Genomic DNA, 14,817 nt, shown 5'->3' with positions numbered 1-14,817 from the left:
ACTCAGAATGCCTGGCGGAAAATCGCGGCAATCTCCTGCTCGTTGCCTTTACGCGGGTTCGAGAACGCATTGCCGTCTTTCAGAGCCATCTCCGCCATGTAGGGGAAGTCGGCCTCTTTTACCCCCAGATCGCGCAGATGCTGCGGAATACCGATATCCATCGACAGACGCGTGATAGCGGCGATGGCTTTTTCCGCCGCGTCGAGAGTGGACAGTCCGGTGATATTTTCGCCCATCAGTTCAGCGATATCGGCGAATTTCTCCGGGTTGGCGATCAGGTTGTAGCGCGCCACATGCGGCAGCAGGACAGCGTTGGCCACGCCGTGCGGCATGTCGTACAGGCCGCCCAGCTGGTGCGCCATGGCGTGCACGTAGCCGAGGTTGGCGTTATTGAAAGCCATCCCGGCCAGCAGAGAGGCATAGGCCATGTTTTCCCGCGCCTGCAGATTGCTGCCGAGGGCCACGGCCTGGCGCAGGTTGCGGGCGATGAGGCGGATCGCCTGCATGGCGGCGGCGTCCGTCACCGGGTTAGCGTCTTTGGAGATATAGGCCTCTACGGCGTGGGTCAGGGCATCCATCCCGGTCGCCGCGGTCAGGGCGGCCGGTTTACCGATCATCAGCAGCGGATCGTTGATAGAGACCGACGGCAGGTTGCGCCAGCTGACGATCACAAACTTCACTTTGGTTTCGGTGTTGGTCAGGACGCAGTGGCGGGTGACCTCGCTGGCGGTGCCGGCGGTGGTATTGACCGCGACGATAGGCGGCAGCGGGTTGGTCAGGGTCTCGATTCCGGCATACTGGTACAGATCGCCCTCATGGGTGGCGGCGATGCCGATGCCTTTGCCGCAATCGTGCGGGCTGCCGCCGCCCACGGTGACGATGATGTCGCACTGTTCGCGGCGAAACACGGCGAGGCCGTCGCGCACGTTGGTGTCTTTCGGGTTCGGCTCGACGCCGTCAAAGATCGCCACCTCGATCCCGGCCTCCCGCAGATAATGCAGGGTTTTGTCCACCGCGCCATCTTTAATTGCCCGCAGGCCTTTGTCGGTGACCAGCAGGGCTTTTTTCCCCCCCAGCAGCTGGCAGCGTTCGCCGACTACGGAAATGGCGTTGGGGCCAAAAAAGTTAACGTTTGGCACCAGATAATCAAACATACGATAGCTCATAATATACCTTCTCGCTTCAGGTTATAATGCGGAAAAACAATCCAGGGCGCACTGGGCTAATAATTGATCCTGCTCGACCGTACCGCCGCTAACGCCGACGGCGCCAATTACCTGCTCATTAAAAATAACTGGCAGGCCGCCGCCAAAAATAATAATTCGCTGTTGGTTGGTAAGCTGCAGACCGTACAGAGATTGTCCTGGCTGGACCGCTGGCGTAATTTCATGGGTACCTTGCTTCAGGCTGCAGGCGCTCCAGGCTTTATTCAGGGAAATATCGCAGCTGGAGACGAAGGCCTCGTCCATCCGCTGGATAAGCAGCGTGTTGCCTCCGCGGTCAACTACGGAAAACACCACCGCCACGTTGATCTCAGTGGCTTTTTTTTCCACCGCCGCCGCCATTTGCTGGGCGGCGGCCAGGGTGATTGTCTGAACTTGTTGGCTCTTGTTCATCATTCTCTCCCGCACCAGGGTAACGCTGGCGCGAATAGTCAGTAGGGGGCGATAGTAAAAAACTATTACCATTCGGTTGGCTTGCTTTATTTTTGTCAGCGTTATTTTGTCGCCCGCCATGATTTAGTCAATAGGGTTAAAATAGCGTCGGCAAAACGTAATTAAGGGCGTTTTTTATTAATTGATTTATATCATTGCGGGCGATCACATTTTTTATTTTTGCCGGCGGAGTAAAGTTTCATAGTGAAACTGTCGGTAGATTTCGTGTGCCAAATTGAAACGAAATTAAATTTATTTTTTTCACCACTGGCTCATTTAAAGTTCCGCTATTGCCGGTAATGGCCGGGCGGCAACGACGCTGGCCCGGCGTATTCGCTACCGTCTGCGGATTTCACCTTTTGAGCCGATGAACAATGAAAAGATCAAAACGATTTGCAGTACTGGCCCAGCGCCCCGTCAATCAGGACGGGCTGATTGGCGAGTGGCCTGAAGAGGGGCTGATCGCCATGGACAGCCCCTTTGACCCGGTCTCTTCAGTAAAAGTGGACAACGGTCTGATCGTCGAGCTGGACGGCAAACGCCGGGACCAGTTTGACATGATCGACCGGTTTATCGCCGATTACGCGATCAACGTTGAGCGCACAGAGCAGGCAATGCGCCTGGAGGCGGTGGAAATAGCCCGCATGCTGGTGGATATTCACGTCAGCCGGGAGGAGATCATTGCCATCACTACCGCCATCACGCCGGCCAAAGCGGTCGAGGTGATGGCGCAGATGAACGTGGTGGAGATGATGATGGCGCTGCAGAAGATGCGTGCCCGCCGGACCCCCTCCAACCAGTGCCACGTCACCAATCTCAAAGATAATCCGGTGCAGATTGCCGCTGACGCCGCCGAGGCCGGGAGCCGCGGCTTCTCAGAACAGGAGACCACGGTCGGTATCGCGCGCTATGCGCCGTTTAACGCCCTGGCGCTGTTGGTCGGCTCGCAGTGCGGCCGTCCCGGCGTGTTGACGCAGTGCTCGGTGGAAGAGGCCACCGAGCTGGAGCTGGGCATGCGTGGCTTAACCAGCTACGCCGAGACGGTGTCGGTCTACGGCACTGAAGCGGTATTTACCGACGGCGATGATACGCCGTGGTCAAAGGCGTTCCTCGCCTCGGCCTACGCCTCCCGCGGGTTGAAAATGCGCTACACCTCCGGCACCGGATCCGAAGCGCTGATGGGCTATTCGGAGAGCAAGTCGATGCTCTACCTCGAATCGCGCTGCATCTTCATTACCAAAGGCGCCGGGGTTCAGGGGCTGCAAAACGGCGCAGTGAGCTGTATCGGCATGACCGGCGCTGTGCCGTCGGGCATTCGGGCGGTGCTGGCGGAAAACCTGATCGCCTCTATGCTCGACCTCGAAGTGGCGTCCGCCAACGACCAGACTTTCTCCCACTCGGATATTCGCCGTACCGCGCGCACCCTGATGCAGATGCTGCCGGGCACCGACTTTATTTTCTCCGGCTACAGCGCGGTGCCGAACTACGACAACATGTTCGCCGGCTCGAACTTCGATGCGGAAGATTTTGATGATTACAACATCCTGCAGCGTGACCTGATGGTTGACGGCGGCCTGCGTCCGGTGACCGAGGCGGAAACCATTGCCATTCGCCAGAAAGCGGCGCGGGCGATCCAGGCGGTTTTCCGCGAACTGGGGCTGCCGCCAATCGCCGACGAGGAGGTGGAGGCCGCCACCTACGCGCACGGTAGCAACGAGATGCCGCCGCGTAACGTGGTGGAGGATCTGAGTGCGGTGGAAGAGATGATGAAGCGCAACATCACCGGCCTCGATATTGTCGGCGCGCTGAGCCGCAGCGGCTTTGAGGATATCGCCAGCAATATTCTCAATATGCTGCGCCAGCGGGTCACCGGCGATTACCTGCAGACCTCGGCCATTCTCGATCGGCAGTTCGAGGTGGTGAGTGCGGTCAACGACATCAATGACTATCAGGGGCCGGGCACCGGCTATCGCATCTCTGCCGAACGCTGGGCGGAGATCAAAAATATTCCGGGCGTGGTTCAGCCTGACACCATTGAATAAGGCGGTATTCCTGTGCAACAGACAACCCAAATTCAGCCCTCTTTTACCCTGAAAACCCGCGAGGGCGGGGTGGCTTCTGCCGATGAACGTGCCGATGAAGTGGTGATCGGCGTCGGCCCTGCCTTCGATAAACACCAGCATCACACTCTGATCGATATGCCCCATGGCGCGATCCTCAAAGAGCTGATTGCCGGGGTGGAAGAAGAGGGGCTTCACGCCCGGGTGGTGCGCATTCTGCGCACGTCCGACGTCTCCTTTATGGCCTGGGATGCGGCCAACCTGAGCGGCTCGGGGATCGGCATCGGTATCCAGTCGAAGGGGACCACGGTCATCCATCAGCGCGATCTGCTGCCGCTCAGCAACCTGGAGCTGTTCTCCCAGGCGCCGCTGCTGACGCTGGAGACCTACCGGCAGATTGGCAAAAACGCCGCGCGCTATGCGCGCAAAGAGTCACCTTCGCCGGTGCCGGTGGTGAACGACCAGATGGTGCGGCCGAAATTTATGGCCAAAGCCGCGCTATTTCATATCAAAGAGACCAAACATGTGGTGCAGGACGCCGAGCCCGTCACCCTGCACGTCGACTTAGTAAGGGAGTGACCATGAGCGAGAAAACCATGCGCGTGCAGGATTATCCGTTAGCCACCCGCTGCCCGGAGCATATCCTGACGCCTACCGGCAAACCATTGACCGATATTACCCTCGAGAAGGTGCTCTCTGGCGAGGTGGGCCCGCAGGATGTGCGGATCTCCCGCCAGACCCTTGAGTACCAGGCGCAGATTGCCGAGCAGATGCAGCGCCATGCGGTGGCGCGCAATTTCCGCCGCGCGGCGGAGCTTATCGCCATTCCTGACGAGCGCATTCTGGCTATCTATAACGCGCTGCGCCCGTTCCGCTCCTCACAGGCGGAGCTGCTGGCGATCGCCGACGAGCTGGAGCACACCTGGCATGCGACAGTGAATGCCGCCTTTGTCCGGGAGTCGGCGGAAGTGTATCAGCAGCGGCATAAGCTGCGTAAAGGAAGCTAAGCGGAGGTCAGCATGCCGTTAATAGCCGGGATTGATATCGGCAACGCCACCACCGAGGTGGCGCTGGCGTCCGACGACCCGCAGGCGAGGGCGTTTGTTGCCAGCGGGATCGTTGCGACGACGGGCATGAAAGGGACGCGGGACAATATCGCCGGGACCCTCGCCGCGCTGGAGCAGGCCCTGGCGAAAACACCGTGGTCGATGAGCGATGTCTCTCGCATCTATCTTAACGAAGCCGCGCCGGTGATTGGCGATGTGGCGATGGAGACCATCACCGAGACCATTATCACCGAATCGACCATGATCGGTCATAACCCGCAGACGCCGGGCGGGGTGGGCGTTGGCGTGGGGACGACTATCGCCCTCGGGCGGCTGGCGACGCTGCCGGCGGCGCAGTATGCCGAGGGGTGGATCGTACTGATTGACGACGCCGTCGATTTCCTTGACGCCGTGTGGTGGCTCAATGAGGCGCTCGACCGGGGGATCAACGTGGTGGCGGCGATCCTCAAAAAGGACGACGGCGTGCTGGTGAACAACCGCCTGCGTAAAACCCTGCCGGTGGTGGATGAAGTGACGCTGCTGGAGCAGGTCCCCGAGGGGGTGATGGCGGCGGTGGAAGTGGCCGCGCCGGGCCAGGTGGTGCGGATCCTGTCGAATCCCTACGGGATCGCCACCTTCTTCGGGCTAAGCCCGGAAGAGACCCAGGCCATCGTCCCCATCGCCCGCGCCCTGATTGGCAACCGTTCCGCGGTGGTGCTCAAGACCCCGCAGGGGGACGTGCAGTCGCGGGTGATCCCGGCGGGCAACCTCTACATTAGCGGCGAAAAGCGCCGCGGAGAGGCCGATGTCGCCGAGGGCGCGGAAGCCATCATGCAGGCGATGAGCGCCTGTGCTCCGGTACGCGACATCCGCGGCGAACCGGGCACTCACGCCGGCGGCATGCTTGAGCGGGTGCGCAAGGTAATGGCGTCCCTGACCGACCATGAGATGAGCGCGATATACATCCAGGATCTGCTGGCGGTGGATACGTTTATTCCGCGCAAGGTGCAGGGCGGGATGGCCGGCGAGTGCGCCATGGAGAATGCCGTCGGGATGGCGGCGATGGTGAAAGCGGATCGTCTGCAAATGCAGGTTATCGCCCGCGAACTGAGCGCCCGACTGCAGACCGAGGTGGTGGTGGGCGGCGTGGAGGCCAACATGGCCATCGCCGGGGCGTTAACCACTCCCGGCTGTGCGGCGCCGCTGGCGATCCTCGATCTCGGCGCCGGCTCGACGGATGCGGCGATCGTCAACGCGGAGGGGCAGATAACGGCGGTCCATCTCGCCGGGGCGGGGAATATGGTCAGCCTGTTGATTAAAACCGAGCTGGGCCTCGAGGATCTTTCGCTGGCGGAAGCAATAAAAAAATACCCGCTGGCCAAAGTGGAAAGCCTGTTCAGTATTCGTCACGAGAATGGCGCGGTGGAGTTCTTTCGGGAAGCCCTCAGCCCGGCGGTGTTCGCCAAAGTGGTGTACATCAAGGAGGGCGAACTGGTGCCGATCGATAACGCCAGCCCGCTGGAAAAAATTCGTCTCGTGCGCCGGCAGGCGAAAGAGAAAGTGTTTGTCACCAACTGCCTGCGCGCGCTGCGCCAGGTCTCACCCGGCGGTTCCATTCGCGATATCGCCTTTGTGGTGCTGGTGGGCGGCTCATCGCTGGACTTTGAGATCCCGCAGCTTATCACGGAAGCCTTGTCGCACTATGGCGTGGTCGCCGGGCAGGGCAATATTCGGGGAACAGAAGGGCCGCGCAATGCGGTCGCCACCGGGCTGCTACTGGCCGGTCAGGCGAATTAAACGGGCGCTCGCGCCAGCCTCTCTCTTTAACGTGCTATTTCAGGATGCCGATAATGAACCAGACTTCTACCTTAACCGGGCAGTGCGTGGCCGAGTTTCTTGGCACCGGATTGCTCATTTTCTTCGGCGCGGGCTGCGTCGCTGCGCTGCGGGTCGCCGGGGCCAGCTTTGGTCAGTGGGAGATCAGTATTATCTGGGGCCTTGGCGTCGCCATGGCCATCTACCTGACGGCCGGTGTCTCCGGCGCGCACCTTAATCCGGCGGTGACCATTGCCCTGTGGCTGTTCGCCTGTTTTGAACGCCGCAAGGTGCTGCCGTTTATTGTTGCCCAGACGGCCGGGGCCTTCTGCGCCGCCGCGCTGGTGTATGGGCTCTATCGCCAGCTGTTTCTCGATCTTGAACAGAGTCAGCATATCGTGCGCGGCACTGCCGCCAGTCTTAACCTGGCCGGGGTCTTTTCCACGTACCCGCATCCACATATCACTTTTATACAAGCGTTTGCCGTGGAGACCACTATCACGGCAATCCTGATGGCGATGATCATGGCCCTGACCGACGACGGCAACGGAATTCCGCGCGGGCCGCTGGCGCCGTTGCTGATTGGCTTGCTGATCGCCGTGATCGGCGCGTCGATGGGGCCGCTAACCGGCTTTGCGCTGAATCCGGCGCGCGACTTCGGCCCAAAACTGTTTACCAGTCTGGCCGGGTGGGGCTCGATCGCTTTTACCGGTGGCCTAGCGATCCCTTACTTTCTGGTGCCGCTGCTGGCGCCGGTGGTGGGGGCGATTATCGGGGCGTTTTTGTATCGCAAGCTTATCGGCCGCCATCTGCCGTGCGAATGCGGTATCGATGAGTAAAGCGGGACCCGCCGCAGCGCGGCGGGTTTCCCCGGCCTGATGCCGGGGGGGTTATTTTTTGATGACCGCGCTGAGATCGCCAAGTTTAGCGGCGGGGTTCTTGTGGCACTCCTGCAGCATTTTCGGTACCGAAACGGTCTCGACTTCATGCCAGTCAACATAGTCGCCGCCGCTAAAGTCGGTGTTGCGATTCACTACCCAGAAGGCCACCGGGGTCATGCTTTTTGGGTTCATATCCATAAATTCCTGACAGGTCATATTCTGCGGCGTGGTTTCCTCAACCGCGAACGCCGGGCTGGTCATCAGACAGAATGTGGTAGCCGCCACGGTCAATACGAGTGCTTTAGGTAAATTCATTTTCTTCTCCAGTGACAAAATAGGGCTTAAGCCTCAGCGTGCTTCATTTTATTGCGCAGGACCAACAAGCCGATGGCGCTAAATATCATTTCAACGCCGATAAAGGCGGTAATAAATAACCAGCTTTGCTGCGGGTTCATGGCCAGCCACAGGCAGGCGATAAGTAAATCCAACAGGCCGATAAAAATATTCCAGCCAGCGCCGCTTTGTTTGCGGGTTTGACATCCGTTAACGATGCGGGAAATACCGCCGAGAACAAATAAAAAGCCAAATAAAATGGCCAGACTGCTCATACCGTTGAGGGGATTGACGACAAAGCTCAGGCCGAGCACGATCCAGGCGATGGCGAAGATCAGCGCCACCAGGCGTGATTTCCAGTGCTGCTGGCGGAAGACAATCAGGCTGTACAGCGAATAGAAGCCGCAGATCATCAATAACATGCCGGTTACTGTGGCGAGATACCAGCCGGCGACCAACGGCCAGGCCAGACAACAGGCTCCGCAGATAAACAGCAATACCGCCATCAGGCAGGCATGCCGTTTATATCGAATGAAGACGCGTGGGCTAAACGCATTTAAGGTGTAATGGCTAAACATAAACATAATTGCTCCGCAGATCCCGGTTGGCGGCCTGACGCTGAATAAAAAGCGTGAGGGTTTATTCAGCGGGCCAAAAGAAAGGTCTGAGGAAAATAGTAGGCCGCGCGATCGGCAGGCGTAAATAAGAGCGCCGAGGCCACTTTATACGCCTGGTCTGACAGCTGTCAGACCAGGCCCGCAATATTACTTCCGGGCTCTGATTCTCAATGCCCGCGATATTTTTTAAGCTGGCTGCGTTTGGTGATGCTTACCGATTTTAATCAGGAGTCAACGATGAAAAAAGTCATTCTGGCGAGCCTGCTGGCAACCATGATGAGTACCTCTCCGGTATGGGCAACAGATAGCGCGACGGCAGCGCCAGCCGCGGCAGCCACGACGCAGGTACAGAAAGAAGCAGCCGATGTGCTGCAGGTGGCGGTGCAGGGCGCGAATGCGATGCGCGACATCCAGTTCGCCCGTCTGGCGCTGTTCCATGGCCAGCCGGATAGCGCCAAAAAACTGACAGACGACGCCGCCGCGCTGCTGGCCGCCGATGATGCCAGCTGGGCGAAGTTTGTGAAAACTGATGCTAAAGCCAAAATGATCGCCGATCGCTATGTGATCATTAACGCCTCTATCGCCCTGTCTGAAGACTATGTGGCCACGCCGGAAAAAGAGAGCGCTATCCAATCCGCCAACGAAAAGCTGGCGAAAGGCGATCAGAAAGGGGCTATCGATACCCTGCGCCTGGCCGGTATTGGCGTGATTGAGAACCAGTATCTGATGCCGCTTAACCAGACCCGTAAGGCGGTAGCGCAGGCGCAAGAACTGCTGAAAGCCGGTAAATATTACGAAGCGAATCTGGTGCTGAAGGGCGCTGAAGAGGGCATTGTGGTGGATAGCGAGATGCTGGTGGCAGGCAACTGATACTTGTTCCACCCTGAGAGAGCGCAGAGGAAAAAACTGACAAGGATGTCCCCTTAACGCTCGGGCAGGCGGACTGCCCGAGCGGAACGGCTAGCGGCCGATCAGGGCGTCGATTTCGCCATCGATCTCGCGCATGACGCCGGTGATGCGCTGTACCACCTCCAGACAGCTTGCCGGCGTCAGCGAATCAGGCCGCTTTGCCTCAAAAGGGGCGCACAGTTGTTGTAGCGCAGTAATCCCCAGAATTTGTGCTGAACCGTGCAGACGGTGCAGCGCCCGCAGAAAGATCTGCGGCTCATGCCGGGCGATTGCCTGTCCGGCAGCCTGTAAATCCGCGGCCGACGCATCGCGGAACGTCTCCAGCATCTCATTCATCAGCGCCTGGTCTCCCCCCGTATTCTCGCTCAGCACGCTGAGCTTCAGGTGCCGGGTAGCGTGAGGTGATGCGCGGCCCACCGCTAAACGGCTGAGCTCATGACTCAGCGTCTGGACCGACACCGGCTTAAACAGACACATATTCATGCCGCTGGCCAGACACGCCTCCCGCGACTGCGGCAGCGCGCTGGCAGTCACGCCCCAAATTACCAGGCCCGGATAGCGACGGCGTAGCGAGGCCGCCAGCGCCAGGCCATCTTTCTTCGGCATATTGAGGTCCGTTATCAGCAGATCGTAATGTTTGCTGGCGAGCTTATTCTCTGCCTCTTCACCGTCGCAGGCTTCATCGACGCTATAGCCGATAGTGCTGAGCTGGCGCTTGAGCAGTAGCCGGTTGGTGGGGTGATCGTCCGCTATCAGTATCGCCAGCCCGGGTAGAGCCTGCGGTCTGGCGGGCGACGCCTGCGGCGCGTGGATCGCGCAGCGGCTCGCCTTGACCGGCAGCGTGATGGTGAAAGTGGTCCCCACGCCCGGACGGCTGACCATCTCCAGGCGACCCTGCATCAGCGCAACCAGCTCTTTGCAAATGACCAGCCCCAGTCCGGAGCCGGTCTGCTGTCGTCCCTGGCGCGCCTGGGCATAGCGGTGGAAGAGGGTGGCCTGCTCTGCTTCACTGATCCCGCAGCCGCTGTCGCTAACCATGAGGGCCAGCTCTCCCTGTGTCTCATTCGCCGGCGTCAGCCGGCAGGAGACCTGAATTGCGCCTTCGACGGTAAACTTCAGCGCATTGCCGATGAGATTATTGAGGATTTGCCGTAGCGCCTGCGGGTCGACCCACAGCATGGTCCCTTCCTGCAGCGCATTATGGTAGTGCAGATCGATGCCCTTTTGCTGCGCCAGCGCGTCGAAGGTATGACACTGCTGCGACACTAACTGTGCGACATCGCTCCACTGCGGGGTAACCTGGTATTTTCCCGATTCAATCTTGTCGATATCAAGAATATTGCCGATAAGTCCCAGCAGGGTTTGCGCCGTCGACCCCGCCAGCTCGATCGCCTCTTTACGCTGGCCGACGTTCAGCTCAGGTTTCGCCAGCAGCTCCAGAAAGCCGACGATGGCGCTCACCGGCGTGCGCAGCTCGTGGCTCATGCTGGCCAGAAAGCGGCTCTTGGCTTTTGTCGCCTGAATCGCTTTGTCTTTTTCGCGCTCTAGCGCACAGGAGAGGGCCTCCTTCTGCGCCAGCTCCTCCTCGAGCCGCTGCTGGGAGTCTTTACGTTTGCGCACTTCCCGACACAGGGAGAGTCCCCAGCCGAGGCTGATGGCGATCAGCACCAGCGCAAAGGCGATCAGCTGGTAAAACTGGCGGCTGTACTGGCTCCAGTTCTCTATTTGCTGACTGGAGATTTTCGACCACTTCTCGGTCATCTGCAGAATATCCCGTGGCGGAATAACCTGCAGCGCTTTGTTAAGAATGGCGGCCAGCACCGGTTCATCGCGCGGGATGGCCAGCCGAATGGCCGCGACGGGGAGTCCATCAATGCGGGTGTAGTGCAGACCCTGTGGATAGTAGTGGTCGATCATATAGCGGGCGGAAAGCTCCGAGGCTACGGCGGCATCCACTTCGCCTTCCTCTACCATCTTCATGGCGACGCCAACGTTATCCGTTTCCACCCAGTTAATCAGCGGAAAACGCGCTTTCAGATCATGGGCGGCGATAGGCCCGACCGGCAGGGCGATCCGTGCCGAGCGCGTCAGCAGATGCTGGTCGGGGGCGCTGCCGCGGGCGACCAGCACAAAGGCCACGTTAATGAGCGGATCGCTGAGGGTGACGTAGGCCTGCGGCTGTGGGGTCAGGGTGGCGGCGGGCATGATCGCCCAGTCCTCTTTTTCCATGCGCTTTGCCAGAGCCTGACGGTTGCGCACCAGAATGGGGTCAAACTGCAGGCCGGTCTGGAGTGAGACAATATTCAGCATATCGGCCATGATGCCGCGTAGTTCATCCTCGTTATCCACCAGGGTAAATGGCGGAAAATAGGGGTTCACCAGCAGGCGGACGCGACGATGCTTCTGCAGCCAGCGCTGCTCTTCGGGGCTAAAGGTAAGCGGGGTATTGAGAAACGACAGATCGCCACGGTTGAGCCAGTTTTGCATGATCCGCATCGCGGTGTCGCTGTCGACGGCATGGATAAAACGGTCGAAGAGTTGATGCAGCTCTGGCCGATCGTCACGGGTGACAAAGCGGTTGTGTTGCTCCTGCTGACGAAAATAGTGCGCGATAACCAGCGATTGCGAGAAATATTTCGAGATGCAGTGGCCAGTGGTGATGTTGTTGCCGATAAAATACTGATTCTCGCCGCTGACCACCGAGGCGAGAGCCTGATAGTCGCTATCATAAAGGGTGATTTTGGCGTTGGGAAACGCCTGCTGAATAATATCGAAAAAAGCGCAATCGCGGGTGCAGGCCAGCGTGACGCGGCGGTCAGTGGTCAGCGGCGGCAGAGGGGATTTCAGCGAGGTGACCAGCGTCGGCCAGGTTTTAAGCAGCGGCGCGGATTGATCCAGGCCCGGGGCGAGCGCATCCCGGTGCGCCACCTGAGTGAGCAGGGTATCCACCTGGCGGTCGGCCAGGGCGGTGAGCGCCTGCTGCTCGGTGTCATACTGGCGGATAATCACCTTCAATCCGAGGCTGTGCGCCATCAGCGCCAGATAGTCGGCGTTAATGCCCTGATAACTTTTCTCGTCGCCGTCATAGACGATGGGCGTCCTCTCGGGAAGCCAGGTCCCGACGGTCAGCGTCGGCTGCGCCGCCAGCCATGCTTTCTCCTTACCGGTAAGCGGGATATCGATCGCCGCGATATGAGAATGGCTCTTCAGCTCCAGCTGTTTCATGGCATACGCGGCAGGCGAGAGGCTCAGCGCCAGCCCGACAACGACGGATAAAATAAGACGAACCGCCATGCCATCACCCTATTTTATTGCGTTGCGCAAAGTCATATAGCTCAAGCAGGGTGCTGCAGCCTAATTTATCCATCAGACGGACCTTATAGGTACTTACCGTTTTATTGCTGATGTTCATTTTGCTGCCGATGGTGGTGTAGTCGACGCCGCTGAGAATATAGCGGAACACCTTCATCTCCTGCGTTGACAGCGTATCCAGCCGGTCCTGATCGGTGATGCCGTGGGTGCAGAAGCGTTCCAGTGAAAAGGGGAAATAGCTGTAGCCATTATTGGCTGCCTCGATTGCGGCGAGGATATTATTCATTCCCTCTTTTTTACTCACAAAACCATTTGCTCCGCAGTCGGCGCTGCGTTTGCCGTAGAACAGTTCATTCTTAGCGGAAATGATGATGATTGTTCCCTGGTAGCGGCGTTTGCGCAGCTGCTCCAGCACCTCGATACCGCTGAGCTCCGGAATATCGACGTCGACGATGAGCAGGTCAGGCTGCATGCTTTCCGCGGTCTGCACGGCATGAGCGCCGCTGTCGAGCTCTGCCGCGACGGTAATACCGTTGCTGTCGAGAAGGTTGCGAATGGCGATACGTGCCAATGGATGATCGTCAATGATTATCGCATTCATGGAGGCGTAAATCCTGATATGAAAAAAGAAGGGCGATGCCTGGTGCAGGTGCGGCGGGGGTTATTTTTATCGATGCCGTTATAAGGCGTAATTGTAACACAAATCGTTTTGGGCCAGGGAAATATTGTGGAGCTGAGCCAGACGAATATATTTGCATAGCTGGATGACAGCTGTAGGAACGGGCGTTCACTTGCTTCAGCGCGGTCTGCTGTTAAAAAAAATGCAAACGATTAATCTGCTCTTATTAAGGTGAGTTCTCGGGAATATCGTCCGGCGACAACTGGCAGGTAAAATAATAACAATGGCGAAAGAAAAACGCGCCTTCTGGCGAAAATGGGTTTGGAAACATCTGATGGCAGGAATAACAGTACTGGCAATGAGTAGCGCCGCGGTGGGAAAGGATGTCATCCCCGATGAGGCGCGGACCCGAGATATGATGCGCTGTCAGGATTATCTGCAACTGGATCCGCGCGCCTGGACGCCGATGGTGATTTGGCTGATGAACGATCCTTTTTCACTGGAGCCGCCGGAGTGGACCGACTTCCATGAAGCCGAGCTGGTGCTGACGCCGATCCTCACCGAAATCTGCCGTCAGGAGCCGGATGTCTGGCTCACCTCGCTGCGGGAACGGCTCAATTCTTATCAGCAGGTGCGGTCGCTGAACTAAGCGACCGCGGTAAAACGGCAGAAAAAGTGACTAAATGCGCAGTTAGCGGCCTTCTTCTGCGCAAAGGCTCAGCAGCGGCCCGCTTTTTGCGACAGGGCGTCGCAGGTTTTGCTCGCTAGCGTCGGGTTGGCGCCTGCGCAGATGGCATCCGAGACGGTGCTACCGCCGCCCAGCGGGATCAGCCCGTAAAGCTTCGGCTCGGCGGCCTTCGTCACATAGCAGCGATGGCTGGTTTTGCCGATGGTGACCACAAAGTTGGTTTTCACATCCTGCTGCCTCGCATCGGAAATTGTCACCTGCGAAGCATCGACATTAAAAGCAAACGCGGCGGCCTATTTCATTTTCCGTCGCCATGGGTGGTTTAGCTACGCAACCCATTAATAACAGTGCCAGACAGGTACTGATTGATATATCCCGTATTTTCATCATTTCATCCTTTTTGTAAGTCAGCGGGTTATATATAAGAGCGGGGGGAGGAACGCGTTGATTTCGATCAGCTGGCGCAGGCTATGGTTATTTTTCGGAAATTGACCTGTGTTGTTACATTTATCGTGAGTAGTATGAATTCCAGCATTGCAGGAATGAAAGATATTTTAAGACTACGTTGCGTAGTTAGACAGAAGTCAACAGGAGTGCGGCGGTTATGGGCTGCCCGAAATGCTCTGAGCAATATTTTGCTAAGGCAGAATGCTATCTGTTTTAGCGTAAGCGCAAATTTTCCCTGCGTTATAACGGACTTTTTATCCTCTTAATGGGATAGCGACAACACGCTAAGCCATGCGCGCTGCTCAGCGGTTTGTGGTGCCATTTTAAAATTCAGGAACAAAAAAGCCACTCTTTCGAGTGGCTTAATTATATGATTTTNAATCTAAAATTTGGTGGCCCCTGTTGGGTTTGAACCAACGACCAAGCGATTATGAG

At 58.0% G+C, this 14,817-nt stretch carries 14 protein-coding genes; 7 read left to right on the top strand and 7 right to left on the bottom strand.

Annotated features, from left to right (window positions below; genetic code table 11):
- Positions 1–2: 2 nt before the first annotated feature.
- Positions 3–1,166 (bottom strand): 1,3-propanediol dehydrogenase, encoded by a 1,164-nt coding sequence (gene dhaT, locus VZP09_RS17525; RefSeq protein ID WP_004150927.1) that lies wholly within the window; start codon positions 1,164–1,166, stop codon positions 3–5.
- Positions 1,167–1,187: 21 nt separating this feature from the next.
- Positions 1,188–1,616, bottom strand: coding sequence for a GlcG/HbpS family heme-binding protein (locus VZP09_RS17520; RefSeq protein ID WP_014599267.1), 429 nt, complete (start codon positions 1,614–1,616; stop codon positions 1,188–1,190).
- 413 nt (positions 1,617–2,029) lie between these two features.
- Between VZP09_RS17520 and VZP09_RS17515 the strand changes: the two genes are divergently transcribed.
- The 5 genes from VZP09_RS17515 to VZP09_RS17495 are packed head-to-tail and all read left to right on the top strand — an operon-like array spanning position 2,030 to position 7,415.
- On the top strand, positions 2,030–3,697 hold the full coding sequence (locus VZP09_RS17515; RefSeq protein ID WP_087791888.1) for a propanediol/glycerol family dehydratase large subunit: 1,668 nt from the start codon (positions 2,030–2,032) through the stop codon (positions 3,695–3,697).
- Positions 3,698–3,709: 12 nt separating this feature from the next.
- A complete protein-coding gene (locus VZP09_RS17510) occupies positions 3,710–4,294 on the top strand; it encodes a propanediol/glycerol family dehydratase medium subunit (RefSeq protein ID WP_002917672.1) in 585 nt (194 codons plus the stop codon).
- Between the two features lie 2 nt (positions 4,295–4,296).
- Positions 4,297–4,722: a glycerol dehydratase small subunit DhaB3 gene (locus VZP09_RS17505; RefSeq protein WP_002917670.1), complete on the top strand. Its 426-nt coding sequence runs from the start codon at positions 4,297–4,299 to the stop codon at positions 4,720–4,722.
- Positions 4,723–4,734: 12 nt separating this feature from the next.
- On the top strand, positions 4,735–6,558 hold the full coding sequence (locus tag VZP09_RS17500; RefSeq protein WP_004174234.1) for a diol dehydratase reactivase subunit alpha: 1,824 nt from the start codon (positions 4,735–4,737) through the stop codon (positions 6,556–6,558).
- A gap of 53 nt (positions 6,559–6,611) precedes the next feature.
- Entirely contained in the window at positions 6,612–7,415 is an 804-nt protein-coding gene (locus VZP09_RS17495) for an MIP/aquaporin family protein (protein ID WP_002917658.1), read from the top strand.
- Positions 7,416–7,466: 51 nt separating this feature from the next.
- Here the strand turns inward: VZP09_RS17495 and hdeB are convergent, their stop codons facing one another.
- The gene (hdeB, locus tag VZP09_RS17490; RefSeq protein WP_002917655.1) at positions 7,467–7,772 is read right to left on the bottom strand and encodes an acid-activated periplasmic chaperone HdeB; all 306 of its coding nucleotides are present in this window, start codon (positions 7,770–7,772) and stop codon (positions 7,467–7,469) included.
- Between the two features lie 26 nt (positions 7,773–7,798).
- Positions 7,799–8,374, bottom strand: coding sequence for an HdeD family acid-resistance protein (locus VZP09_RS17485; protein ID WP_004185750.1), 576 nt, complete (start codon positions 8,372–8,374; stop codon positions 7,799–7,801).
- Between the two features lie 240 nt (positions 8,375–8,614).
- Between VZP09_RS17485 and VZP09_RS17480 the strand changes: the two genes are divergently transcribed.
- Positions 8,615–9,277, top strand: a complete 663-nt coding sequence (locus VZP09_RS17480) for a YfdX family protein (protein ID WP_004144810.1) — start codon at positions 8,615–8,617, stop codon at positions 9,275–9,277.
- Positions 9,278–9,367: 90 nt separating this feature from the next.
- Here the strand turns inward: VZP09_RS17480 and VZP09_RS17475 are convergent, their stop codons facing one another.
- Complete coding sequence (locus VZP09_RS17475; protein WP_087791886.1) at positions 9,368–12,610, bottom strand: ATP-binding protein; 3,243 nt, start codon at positions 12,608–12,610, stop codon at positions 9,368–9,370.
- Between the two features lie 4 nt (positions 12,611–12,614).
- Positions 12,615–13,229 (bottom strand): acid-sensing system DNA-binding response regulator EvgA, encoded by a 615-nt coding sequence (gene evgA / locus VZP09_RS17470; RefSeq protein ID WP_004900721.1) that lies wholly within the window; start codon positions 13,227–13,229, stop codon positions 12,615–12,617.
- Between the two features lie 301 nt (positions 13,230–13,530).
- Here evgA and VZP09_RS17465 point away from each other — a divergent pair, with 301 nt between their 5' ends.
- Entirely contained in the window at positions 13,531–13,896 is a 366-nt protein-coding gene (locus tag VZP09_RS17465) for an HdeA/HdeB family chaperone (protein WP_165454583.1), read from the top strand.
- Between the two features lie 68 nt (positions 13,897–13,964).
- Here VZP09_RS17465 and VZP09_RS17460 read toward each other — a convergent pair whose 3' ends face one another.
- On the bottom strand, positions 13,965–14,192 hold the full coding sequence (locus VZP09_RS17460; protein WP_009484811.1) for a hypothetical protein: 228 nt from the start codon (positions 14,190–14,192) through the stop codon (positions 13,965–13,967).
- Positions 14,193–14,817: the final 625 nt, after the last annotated feature.

The organism is Klebsiella sp. EMBS2024 (assembly GCF_036233805.1).
Classification (GTDB): Bacteria; Pseudomonadota; Gammaproteobacteria; order Enterobacterales; family Enterobacteriaceae; genus Klebsiella; species Klebsiella pneumoniae.
Note: the sequence above shows the minus strand (reverse complement) of the source record. Positions and strands in the feature narration are given on the sequence as shown.